Genomic DNA, 10,757 nt, shown 5'->3' with positions numbered 1-10,757 from the left:
GATCGGCGAGGTGGCCACTGTGTCCAAGCCCGCCGAGGGCCAGAAGAAGGCGGAGCCCCTGGGAACGGTGGAAGTGGGGGTCCCCCCGGACGGAGTCTGGGGGAGGGTAGGGGACCCAGCGCCGCGCAGCGGCACCGGCGCAGCCCCCGGCGGGGAGGGGCCCCCGGGAGGGGGGAATGCCGCCCGCAGGGCCGGGCCGGCGGCGGGGACCGATACCCTGGGGGACGACCACACCGCCCCCGACCCGAGGAATCGCGACCACCGTGTTCGATACGCTTTCCGACCGCCTCAGCGCGACCTTCAAGTCCCTCCGGGGCAAAGGCCGCCTCTCCGAGCAGGACATCGACGCTGCGGCGCGGGAAATCCGTATCGCCCTCCTCGAGGCCGACGTCGCCCTCCCCGTCGTCCGCTCCTTCATCGCGAACGTCAAGGAGCGGGCCCGCGGCGAGGAGGTCAGCAAGGCGCTGAACCCCGGCCAGCAGGTCCTGAAGATCGTCAACGACGAGCTGGTCTCCATCCTCGGCGGCGAGACCCGCCGGCTGCGCTTCGCCAAGACCGCGCCCACCGTGATCATGCTGGCCGGTCTCCAGGGTGCCGGTAAGACCACCCTCGCCGGAAAGCTCGGCTTCTGGCTGAAGGGGCAGGGCCACACCCCGCTCCTGGTCGCCTGTGACCTCCAGCGCCCCAACGCCGTCAACCAGCTCAGCGTCGTCGCCGAGCGCGCCGGCGTCGCGGTCTACGCGCCCCAGCCCGGCAACGGCGTCGGCGACCCGGTCCAGGTGGCCAAGGACTCCGTCGAGTACGCCCGTGCCAAGCAGCACGACATCGTCATCGTCGACACCGCCGGCCGCCTCGGCATCGACCAGGAGCTGATGCAGCAGGCCGCGGACATCCGCGACGCCGTCAGCCCCGACGAGATCCTCTTCGTCGTCGACGCCATGATCGGCCAGGACGCGGTCAACACCGCCGAGGCCTTCCGCGACGGCGTCGGCTTCGACGGCGTGGTGCTGTCCAAGCTCGACGGCGACGCCCGCGGTGGTGCCGCGCTCTCCATCGCGCACGTCACCGGCAAGCAGATCATGTTCGCCTCGAACGGCGAGAAGCTCGACGACTTCGACGCCTTCCACCCGGACCGCATGGCGGGCCGGATCCTCGACATGGGTGACATGCTCACCCTCATCGAGCAGGCCGAGAAGACCTTCTCGCAGGCCGAGGCCGAGAAGATGGCGGCCAAGCTCGCCAAGGGCCCCAAGGAGTTCACGCTCGACGACTTCCTGGCCCAGATGGAGCAGGTCCGCAAGATGGGCTCCATCTCCAAGCTCCTCGGCATGCTGCCGGGCATGGGCCAGATCAAGGACCAGATCAACAACATCGACGAGCGCGACGTGGACCGCACCGCCGCGATCATCAAGTCGATGACCCCGGCCGAGCGCCAGGACCCGCACATCATCAACGGCTCGCGCCGCGCGCGCATCGCCAAGGGTTCCGGTGTCGAGGTCAGCGCCGTGAAGTCGCTCGTGGAGCGGTTCTTCGACGCCCGCAAGATGATGTCCCGCATGGCCCAGGGCGGCGGGATGCCCGGCATGCCCGGCATCCCGGGCATGGGCGGCGGCCCCGGCCGGCAGAAGAAGCAGGTCAAGCAGGCCAAGGGCAAGCGCAAGAGCGGCAACCCGATGAAGCGCAAGGAAGAGGAGGCCGCGGCAGCGGCCCGCCGCGAGCAGGGCCCGCAGCCCGGCGCTCCGGCCGCGGGCGGCAGCCCGTTCGGGCTCCCGGCCGGCGGCGGCCAGCCGGGTCAGGACTTCGACCTTCCGGACGAGTTCAAGAAGTTCATGAAGTAGCAGGTGGGACAGCCACCGCGGAAGGGCCCCGGGCGCGTCGCGCGCCCGGGGCCCTTCCGCATCTGCGGGAGCAGCGGGTCGATTTGTCGCTTATGGTCGGCCGGGAGGACGGCATGACGGCATAAGGAGGCGCCCACGTGCCCAGCCCCACCCCCGTACCGCCGCGCGACCGGGCCGACACCCCCTGGCGCTCGGAGGGCGCCCCGCCCGCCCCGCCCGCCAAGCGCAAGCTCCCCGGCGGGGGCTGGCGCGGGCTGGTCCTCGCCGCCCTGATCGTCTTCCTGCTGACCAACCTCGTGCTGTCCTTCTTCAACGAGGGCGACGAGCCGACGATCTCCTACACGGAGTTCAGCAAGCAGGTCTCCGACGGGAACGTCTCCAAGATCTACTCCAAGGGCGACGCCATCCAGGGCGAGCTCAAGGCGAAGCAGCCCGTCCCCGGCGGCAAGGGCGACTACACCAAGTTCGTCACCCAGCGCCCCGCCTTCGCCGACGACCAGCTGTGGGCCGGCCTCACCGCCAAGGGCGTCACCGTCACCGCCTCCCCGGTGGTCGAGCAGCGCAGCTTCCTGGCCAACCTGCTGATCTCCCTCGCCCCGATGCTGCTCCTCGTCGGCCTGTGGCTGCTGATCGCCCGCCGGATGGGCTCGGCCATGGGCGGGATGGGCGGCCTCGGCCGCAAGGCACCGCCCAGACCCGTGGAACTGGAGGCGGGCGCCCCGCGCACCACCTTCGACGACGTCGCGGGCATCGACGAGGTGGAGGGCGAGCTGAACGACGTCGTCGACTTCCTCAAGAACCCCCAGCGGTACCGCGACATGGGCGCCCGGATGCCCGGCGGCGTCCTGCTGGCCGGTCCTCCCGGCACCGGCAAGACCCTGCTCGCACGGGCCGTCGCGGGCGAGGCGGGGGTGCCGTTCTTCTCCGCGTCCGCCTCGGAGTTCATCGAGATGATCGTCGGCGTCGGGGCCTCCCGGGTCAGGGAGCTCTTCGCCGAGGCGCGCAAGGTGGCCCCCGCGATCGTGTTCATCGACGAGATCGACACCATCGGCCGGGTGCGCGGCGGCGGCGGAGGCCTGGGCGGCCACGACGAGCGCGAGCAGACCCTCAACCAGATCCTCACCGAGATGGACGGCTTCTCCGGCTCAGAGGGCGTCGTCGTCCTCGCCGCCACCAACCGGGCGGACGTCCTCGACCCCGCCCTGACCCGCCCCGGCCGCTTCGACCGCACCGTCATGGTCTCCCCGCCCGACCGAGACGGCCGCGAGGCCATCCTGCGCATCCACACCCGCGACATCCCGCTCGCCGCCGGCGTCGACCTCGCCCAGGTCGCCCGGACCACCCCCGGCATGACCGGGGCCGAACTCGCCAACCTGGCCAACGAGGCCGCGCTGCTCGCCGTCAAGCGCCAGCAGCGCCAGGTCACCCAGGCGGACCTCTCCGACGCCCTGGAGAAGGTCCAGCTCGGCGCGGAACGCCCCCTGGTGATGCCGCTGGAGGAGCGCCGCCGCACCGCCTACCACGAGAGCGGCCACGCCCTGCTGGGCATGCTCCAGCCGGGCGCCGACCCCGTACGCAAGATCACCATCGTGCCCCGCGGCCGGGCGCTCGGCGTCACCCTCTCCACCCCCGACGCGGACCGCTACGCGTACACGGAGGAGTACCTCCGGGGCCGCATCATCGGCGCGCTCGGCGGCATGGCGGCCGAGCAGACCGTCTACGACGTGATCACCACCGGCGCCGAGAACGACCTCGAACAGGTCACCAACATCGTCCGCGGCATGGTCGCCCGCTGGGGCATGAGCGAGCGCGTCGGCAAGCTCACCGCCGTCCCCTCCGACGGGCAGGGCCCGTACGGGCTGGCCGCCGCCCCCACCACCCTCGACGCCGTCGACCACGAGATGCGGCGGATCGTCGACGAGTGCTACGAGGAGGCCTGCCGCCTGCTGCGCGAGCACCGGCCGAAGCTCGACGCCCTCGCCGAGGCCCTGCTGGAGGCCGAGACCCTGGACGAGCAGGCGGCGTACGCGGCGGCCGGCATCCCCCGGCTCGCCAAATAAGCCGCCCGGTTACGCCACCCGGGCGACGACGTACCGGAAGATGTTCGGCAGCCAGACGGCGCCGTCGGTCCGCTCGTACGGGTGAAGCGCCTCCGACAGCTCCTTCTCCGCCTGGGCGGGATCCGCCGCGGCGGAGTACAGCCCCGTCGACAGCAGGCCCCGCACGGCGCTGTCCACGTCCGCGTACCCGAACGGGCAGAACACCCGCCCCGACCCGTCGGGCACCAGCCCCGCCCGCGCCGCCAGCGCGTCCAGGTCCAGGGCCGCCGGGCCGCCGCCCAGCACCGCCGGCACCGTGCAGCGCTCCGGCGGACCCCAGCCGGCCAGCACCACCGCGCCGCCCCGCCGGACCGCCGGCAGGGCCGCGGCCAGGGCGTCCGGGGAGGGTGCGAAGGCGAGCAGCACGTCGTAGGGGCGCGCGGCGGGCACCGGGGGAGCCGCCACCACCTCCAGCAGCCGTTCCCGGGCCAGCGCCCGGCGGGCCGGATCCGCCTCCACGCCGGTGGCGGCGGCACCCCGCCCGCCGGCCAGCAGCAGGGCCAGCCCGGCCCCGCAGTCGAGGCCCAGCAGCCGGTCACCCGGCCCGATCTCCAGCCGGTCGTAGACCGCTTCGTACAGCGGTACCAGCATCCGTTCCTGGATCTCCGCCCAGTCCCGGGCGACGAGCGTGGCCGTCGGCGTCGGTGTCATCGAAAGAGCGCTCCTGATTCCGTCTCGCCCCCTTGCCCCCGTTGCCAGGGAACTCCCCATTCGCCCCCGCGTCCAGAGGAGCGCGCCACCCGATTCACGCTCGGCCCGCCCGGCGCCGTACCATTCGCGCCATGGCAAAGGCACCCGTTCTCACCCCGCAGGCGGAGGATTTCCCCCGCTGGTACCAGGATCTGATCAACAAGGCCGAGCTGGCCGACAACGGTCCGGTCCGCGGCACCATGGTCATCCGCCCGTACGGCTACGGCCTGTGGGAGCGGATGCAGCAGGAGATGGACGCCCGAATCAAGGACGCCGGCGCCCAGAACGCGTACTTCCCGCTGTTCATCCCGCAGTCGTACCTGACGAGGGAAGCCGAGCACGTCGAGGGCTTCGCCCCCGAGCTCGCGGTCGTCACCCACGGCGGCGGCAAGGAGCTGGAGGAGCCGGTCGTCGTCCGGCCCACGTCCGAGACGATCATCAACGACTACTTCTCCAAGTGGGTCCAGAGCTACCGGGACCTGCCGCTGCTGATCAACCAGTGGGCCAACGTGGTCCGCTGGGAGATGCGCCCCCGCGTGTTCCTCCGTACGAGCGAGTTCCTCTGGCAGGAGGGCCACACCGCCCACGCCACGTACGAGGACGCCCGCGACTACGCGGCCCGCATCCACCGCGACGTCTACGGCGACTTCATGACGAACGTGCTCGGCATCGACGTCGTGCTCGGCCGCAAGACCGCCAAGGAGCGCTTCGCCGGCGCCATCAACACCCTCACCCTCGAGGGCATGATGGGCGACGGCAAGGCCCTGCAGATGGGCACGAGCCACGAGCTCGGCACCAACTTCGCCAAGGCCTTCAACACCCAGTACCTGTCGAAGGAGGGCCAGCAGGAGCTGGTCTGGCAGACCTCGTGGGGCGTCTCGACCCGCATGGTCGGCGGTCTGATCATGTCCCACGGCGACGACAACGGCCTGCGGGTGCCGCCGCGCCTGGCCAACGTCCAGGTCGTCGTCATGGCGATCAAGGGCGACGAGGCCGTGGCGAAGGTCCGCGAGCTGGGCGACCGGCTCAAGGCCGCCGGCATCCGCGTCCACGTCGACGACCGCGTCGACACCCCCTTCGGCCGCCGCGCCGTGGACTGGGAGCTCAAGGGCGTACCGGTGCGCATCGAGATCGGCCCCCGCGACCTGGAGGCCGGCACCGCGATGCTGGCCCGCCGGATCCCGGGCGGGAAGACCCCGGTGCAGATCGACGCCCTCGCCGACCTGCTGCCCAAGGTCCTCGACGAGGACCAGGCGCAGCTGCTGCGCGAGTCCCGCGAGCGCCGCGAGTCCCGTACGAGCGACGTCGCCACCATCGAGGAGGCCGCCGAGGCCGCCATCGCGGGCGGCTGGGCGCGCATCCCGTGGGCCGACCTCGGTCCCGAGGGCGAGGCCAAGCTGGGCGAGCAGGCCGTGTCGGTGCGCTGCCTGGTGGCCGAGGACGGGTCGGTCCCGGTGGCCGACGACGCCCCCGGTACGCTCGCGATCGTCGCGCGCTCCTACTGATCTCCCCCGGCGCCCCTGGCGTGCGGCTCCGGCCGCGTGCCGGGGGCGTCGGTGTCGATGGCCCCGGTGTCGATAGCCCTCCTTACGTACCGACTCCTCCTGGGATATGCGCACCCGTCCTCGTCAGGACGCATCAGAGTGAACTGACTGGTACGTGCAAAAAATTTGGAATGGCCCGGAATCGGAACACCGGGGCACCCCGGCTCGTTGTCACGACGTGAGCACGACACCACCTGTTCTCGCCGCAGAGCTGGCGCAGGCGTGGGCCGACATTCAGCGGTACCACCCCGAGCTGCCTGACCTTGCCGCGCCCGAGTCCCTGATCGGAGAGTCCTCGTCCGCCTGCGGCGCCGAGCTCTCCTTCGAGCGACTGCTGCACGAGGCAGTCCACGGCATCGCCGCCGCCCGCGGAGTGCGTGACACCTCGCGCGCCGGCCGCTACCACAACCGCAGATTCCTCGCGATCGCCGAGGAGATGGGGCTGGACCACTCCGAGGAGCCGCACGCCAGCAGCGGGTTCTCCCTGGTCACCCTCAATCCCGAGGCCAAGAAGCGCTACCGCCCCACCATCGAGCGGCTCCAGCGCGCCCTCAAGGCGCATACGGCGGCCACCGCCGCCGACACCAAGCGCAGCTTCCGGGGCCCGGCCGCCCGGCACGGCTCCTCGGGCGGCGGCGTACGGGTCAAGGCGGTCTGCGACTGCGGGCGCAACGTCCGGGTGGTCCCCTCCGTGCTGGCGCAGGCGCCGATCGTCTGCGGCGGCTGCATGAAGCCCTTCCGGATCCCCGAGGTCGCCACCGCGGCCGCGTCCTGAGCGTGTGGTGCGCGTCCGCCGCCGGGCGGCCGGGGTGATCCCCCGCCGCTCGGAAGCGCCGCAGGCGTGTGGCACAATGGGCAGCTGTACTCGACAGCCGCATAGGACCCCTCTCTCCTCCGGCTGACGCGTCCATCGGGCACCCGAGTACCGCAACCCCACGTGGCATCTCAAGTGCCCAACCACGTCAAGTTCAGGAGACACCACTCCAGTGGCAGTCAAGATCAAGCTCAAGCGCCTCGGTAAGATCCGCTCCCCGCACTACCGCATCGTCGTCGCCGACGCTCGCACCCGCCGGGACGGTCGCGCGATCGAGGAGATCGGCATCTACCAGCCGACCTACAACCCCTCGCGCATCGAGGTCAACGCCGAGCGCGCGCAGTACTGGCTGTCTGTGGGCGCCCAGCCCACCGAGGCCGTTCTCGCCATCCTCAAGCTGACCGGTGACTGGCAGGCGCACAAGGGCCTCCCGGCCCCGGCGCCGCTGCTGCAGCCGGCGACGAAGGAAGACAAGCGTCGCTCCTTCGACGAGTTCGCCAAGGCCCTCGAGGGCATCGGCGAGGGCAAGGGCGAGGCCATCACGCAGAAGAAGAAGGCCGACAAGAAGGCGGACGAGGCTGAGGCCGCCGCCGAGTCGACCGAGGCCTGAGCATGCTCGAGGAGGCTCTTGAGCACCTCGTAAAGGGCATTGTGGACAACCCCGACGACGTGCAGGTCGCCTCGCGCAACCTGCGCCGCGGGCAGGTGCTGGAGGTCCGGGTCCACCCCGACGACCTCGGCAAGGTGATCGGCCGCAACGGCCGCACCGCTCGTGCGCTGCGCACCGTCGTGGGCGCCATCGGTGGCCGGGGGATCCGCGTCGACCTCGTCGACGTGGACCAGGTCCGCTGAGCAGTTGAACACCGGCACGGGCCGGGGAGGGCGCTGGTTGCCCGCCCCGGCCCGAGTCGTTTCTTCTCGTGGTGAGAGCGACCATTGATTGAGCAGCCACGACGAAGAGGTACCACCTCCGCGAGAGCGGCGGCGGTTTAGCCGCAAAAAGGGGAGAATGTGGTGGAGCTGGTAGTCGCGCGGATCGGCCGCGCCCACGGGATCAAGGGTGAGGTCACCGTCGAGGTGCGGACCGACGAGCCGGAGCTGCGGCTCTCGCCCGGCGCCGTGCTGCGGACCGAGCCGGTGTCGGCGGGTCCGCTGACCATCGAGACGGGCCGGGTGCACAGCAGCCGGCTGCTGCTCCGCTTCGAGGGCGTCAAGGACCGCACCGCCGCGGAGGCGCTGCGCAACACCCTCCTGATCGCGGACGTCGACCCCGCGGAGCTTCCCGAGGAGGAGGACGAGTACTACGACCACCAGCTCATGGACCTGGACGTCGTACTCGAGGACGGCACCGAGATCGGCCGGATCACCGAGATCTCGCACCTGCCCTCGCAGGACCTCTTCATCGTCGAGCGCCCGGACGGCACCGAGGTCATGATCCCCTTCGTCGAGGAGATCGTCGCCGAGATCGACCTGGAGGAGCAGCGCTGCGTCATCACCCCGCCGCCCGGGCTGATCGACGACCGCGCCGAGATCGCCTCCGCCCGTGACGCCGAAGCCGCGGCCGAGGCCGCTGACGAGGCCGCAGAGGCCTCCGGGCCGGCCGGGAAGTCCGGGGACGACGCCTGATGCGGCTCGACGTCGTCACGATCTTCCCCGAGTACCTGGAACCGCTGAACGTCTCCCTCGTCGGCAAGGCGCGGGCGCGCGGCCAGCTCGACGTACACGTCCACGACCTGCGGAACTGGACGTACGACCGGCACAACACCGTCGACGACACCCCGTACGGCGGCGGACCCGGCATGGTCATGAAGACCGACCCCTGGGGCGAGGCCCTGGACTCGGCGCTGGCCGACGGCTACGAGTCCGGCGCGCACGGCCCGGTCATGGTCGTGCCCACGCCCAGCGGCCGGCCCTTCACCCAGGAACTGGCCGTCGAGCTCTCCGAACGCCCCTGGCTGATCTTCACACCGGCCCGCTACGAGGGCATCGACCGCCGCGTCATGGACGAGTACGCGACGCGGATGCCGGTCTACGAGGTCTCCATCGGCGACTACGTCCTCGCGGGCGGGGAGGCGGCCGTGCTGGTCGTCACCGAGGCCGTGGCCCGGCTGCTGCCCGGCGTGCTCGGCAACGCCGAATCGCACCGCGACGACTCCTTCGCCCCCGGCGAGATGGCCAACCTGCTGGAAGGCCCCGTCTACACCAAGCCCCCGCAGTGGCGCGGCCGGGGCATCCCCGAGGTGCTGCTCAGCGGCCACCACGGGAAGATCGCCCGCTGGCGCCGCGACGAGGCCTTCCGCCGCACCGCGCAGAACCGCCCGGACCTGATCGAGCGCTGCGAGGCCTCCGCCTTCGACAAGAAGGACCGCGAGATCCTCAGCATCCTGGGCTGGAAGCCGTCCGGGGACGGCCGATTTTGGCGCAGGCCGCAGGCCGTGGAAGAATAGGCGGCTGCTGTGTGCTTCCGTACGCTCCTGCCACAGGGGGATCGCCGTACGGGGAGTGGCACGGCTCCCGAATTCTCTACGGAAACCCGCACCGGCGACCTGTGGCGTCGTGCGAAGAAAGCAGACGAACAACATGTCTCACCTGCTCGATGGCGTCAACGCCGCCTCCCTGCGCTCGGACGTCCCGGCCTTCCGCCCGGGTGACACGATCAACGTGCACGTCCGCGTGATCGAGGGCAACCGCTCCCGTATCCAGCAGTTCAAGGGCGTTGTCATCCGTCGCCAGGGCTCTGGCGTCTCCGAGACCTTCACCGTTCGCAAGGTCTCCTTCAGCGTCGGCGTGGAGCGCACCTTCCCGGTCCACTCCCCGATCTTCGAGAAGATCGAGCTCGTCACCCGCGGTGACGTGCGTCGCGCCAAGCTGTACTTCCTCCGTGAGCTCCGCGGCAAGGCCGCGAAGATCAAGGAGAAGCGCGACCGCTGATCTCCTCTCCGGGTCCCCGGGACGGGCGGATAGGCTCGCACCCGATGGACACCGAAGCAGAGCTCACACAGCGCGGCCACTCCTCCCCCGAACAGGGGGAGGGGCGGCCGCGTTCTGCTTTTTCCGGGTCCTGGCGGCGGGCCGGCCTGATCGGGCTCCTCTGCGCCGTCTTCCTGCTGCTGCTGGCCAACTTCGTGGTCCAGCCCTTCCAGATCCCGAGCCGCTCCATGGAGCCGACCCTGCAGGTGGGGGACCGGGTCCTGGTCAACAAGCTGGCGTACCGTTTCGGCGCGGAGCCCCGGCGGGGGGACGTGGTGGTCTTCGACGGCGCCGGTTCCTTCGTGCGGGAGCCCGCGGGCGGCAACCCGGTGGGTGACGCCGTGCACGGCGCGCTCTCGGCGCTCGGGCTCGCGGAGCCCTCCGACACCGACTTCGTCAAGCGGGTCGTGGGCGTCGGCGGGGACGACGTGGTGTGCTGCGACCAGGGCGGCCGGATCCAGGTCAACGGAGTCCCGGTGGAAGAGCCCTACCTGTACGCCGGAGACTCGGCCTCGAAGGTGCCCTTCCGGATCGCCGTTCCGCTGGGGACCCTGTGGGTCATGGGCGACCACCGCTCCCAGTCCCGGGACTCCCGGGACCACCTGGGGGAGCCGGGCGGGGGGATGGTGCCGGTGGAGAAGGTGATCGGGCGGGCCGACTGGATCGGCTGGCCGGTGTCGCGCTGGGGTTCGGTGCCCGGGGCGCGGACCGGGGACGGCCCGCATGGGTAGCCGCGGGCGCCCGCGGGGTGCCGGCCGCCCGGATCCGGGGCGGGGCGGCGAGCCGGAACGGCCCGAACGGC

11 protein-coding genes are annotated in these 10,757 nt (G+C 71.5%); 10 read left to right on the top strand and 1 reads right to left on the bottom strand.

The genetic code is table 11. The features are described 5' to 3' along the window. The first annotated feature begins 263 nt into the window (after window positions 1-263). Together ffh and ftsH are read left to right on the top strand one after the other, a co-directional pair. Complete coding sequence (gene ffh, locus ACQKM2_RS40225) at window positions 264-1,838, top strand: signal recognition particle protein (protein WP_427719037.1); 1,575 nt, start codon at window positions 264-266, stop codon at window positions 1,836-1,838. 137 nt (window positions 1,839-1,975) lie between these two features. Continuing rightward, window positions 1,976-3,898 carry an ATP-dependent zinc metalloprotease FtsH gene (ftsH, locus tag ACQKM2_RS40220; protein ID WP_427719033.1) on the top strand — a complete coding sequence of 641 codons (1,923 nt, stop codon included), beginning with the start codon at window positions 1,976-1,978 and terminating at the stop codon, window positions 3,896-3,898. A gap of 9 nt (window positions 3,899-3,907) precedes the next feature. On the opposite strand, the gene ACQKM2_RS40215 is transcribed toward ftsH, so the two are convergent. Next, complete coding sequence (locus tag ACQKM2_RS40215; protein WP_427719030.1) at window positions 3,908-4,588, bottom strand: methyltransferase type 11; 681 nt, start codon at window positions 4,586-4,588, stop codon at window positions 3,908-3,910. A 131-nt stretch (window positions 4,589-4,719) separates the two neighbouring features. Here ACQKM2_RS40215 and proS point away from each other — a divergent pair, with 131 nt between their 5' ends. The 8 genes from proS to lepB all read left to right on the top strand — a co-directional run bounded on the left by proS (window position 4,720) and on the right by lepB (window position 10,686). Then, a complete protein-coding gene (gene proS / locus ACQKM2_RS40210; RefSeq protein ID WP_427719027.1) occupies window positions 4,720-6,132 on the top strand; it encodes a proline--tRNA ligase in 1,413 nt (470 codons plus the stop codon). 217 nt (window positions 6,133-6,349) lie between these two features. Further along, the gene (locus ACQKM2_RS40205) at window positions 6,350-6,946 is read left to right on the top strand and encodes a hypothetical protein (protein ID WP_125594841.1); all 597 of its coding nucleotides are present in this window, start codon (window positions 6,350-6,352) and stop codon (window positions 6,944-6,946) included. 211 nt (window positions 6,947-7,157) lie between these two features. Then, entirely contained in the window at window positions 7,158-7,595 is a 438-nt protein-coding gene (rpsP, locus tag ACQKM2_RS40200; RefSeq protein WP_125817063.1) for a 30S ribosomal protein S16, read from the top strand. A 2-nt stretch (window positions 7,596-7,597) separates the two neighbouring features. Further along, a complete protein-coding gene (locus tag ACQKM2_RS40195; protein WP_007266827.1) occupies window positions 7,598-7,837 on the top strand; it encodes an RNA-binding protein in 240 nt (79 codons plus the stop codon). Window positions 7,838-7,999: 162 nt separating this feature from the next. Then, on the top strand, window positions 8,000-8,611 hold the full coding sequence (gene rimM / locus ACQKM2_RS40190) for a ribosome maturation factor RimM (protein ID WP_427719023.1): 612 nt from the start codon (window positions 8,000-8,002) through the stop codon (window positions 8,609-8,611). Further along, on the top strand, window positions 8,611-9,432 hold the full coding sequence (gene trmD, locus ACQKM2_RS40185) for a tRNA (guanosine(37)-N1)-methyltransferase TrmD (protein ID WP_385767120.1): 822 nt from the start codon (window positions 8,611-8,613) through the stop codon (window positions 9,430-9,432). The genes rimM and trmD overlap by 1 nt, the downstream gene beginning before the upstream one ends. A gap of 133 nt (window positions 9,433-9,565) precedes the next feature. Further along, a complete protein-coding gene (gene rplS, locus ACQKM2_RS40180; RefSeq protein WP_007266830.1) occupies window positions 9,566-9,916 on the top strand; it encodes a 50S ribosomal protein L19 in 351 nt (116 codons plus the stop codon). A 44-nt stretch (window positions 9,917-9,960) separates the two neighbouring features. Continuing rightward, the gene (gene lepB, locus ACQKM2_RS40175) at window positions 9,961-10,686 is read left to right on the top strand and encodes a signal peptidase I (protein ID WP_427719020.1); all 726 of its coding nucleotides are present in this window, start codon (window positions 9,961-9,963) and stop codon (window positions 10,684-10,686) included. The last annotated feature ends 71 nt before the right edge of the window (window positions 10,687-10,757 follow it).

Origin of the sequence: Streptomyces sp. NPDC004126 (assembly GCF_050275515.1) — a bacterium.
GTDB lineage: Bacteria > Actinomycetota > Actinomycetes > Streptomycetales > Streptomycetaceae > Streptomyces.
The sequence above is the reverse complement of the archived record's forward strand: the minus strand, read 5'-3'. Positions and strand labels throughout refer to the sequence as shown.

Bases quoted from the DNA above. Each gene is read 5' to 3' on its own strand.
- ACQKM2_RS40195 (WP_007266827.1), top strand. From the start codon at position 7,598: ATGCTCGAGGAGGCTCTTGAGCACCTCGTAAAGGGCATTGTGGACAAC.
- ACQKM2_RS40215 (WP_427719030.1), bottom strand. From the start codon at position 4,588: ATGACACCGACGCCGACGGCCACGCTCGTCGCCCGGGACTGGGCGGAG.
- rplS (WP_007266830.1), top strand. From the start codon at position 9,566: ATGTCTCACCTGCTCGATGGCGTCAACGCCGCCTCCCTGCGCTCGGAC.
- proS (WP_427719027.1), top strand. From the start codon at position 4,720: ATGGCAAAGGCACCCGTTCTCACCCCGCAGGCGGAGGATTTCCCCCGC.
- lepB (WP_427719020.1), top strand. From the start codon at position 9,961: ATGGACACCGAAGCAGAGCTCACACAGCGCGGCCACTCCTCCCCCGAA.
- trmD (WP_385767120.1), top strand. From the start codon at position 8,611: ATGCGGCTCGACGTCGTCACGATCTTCCCCGAGTACCTGGAACCGCTG.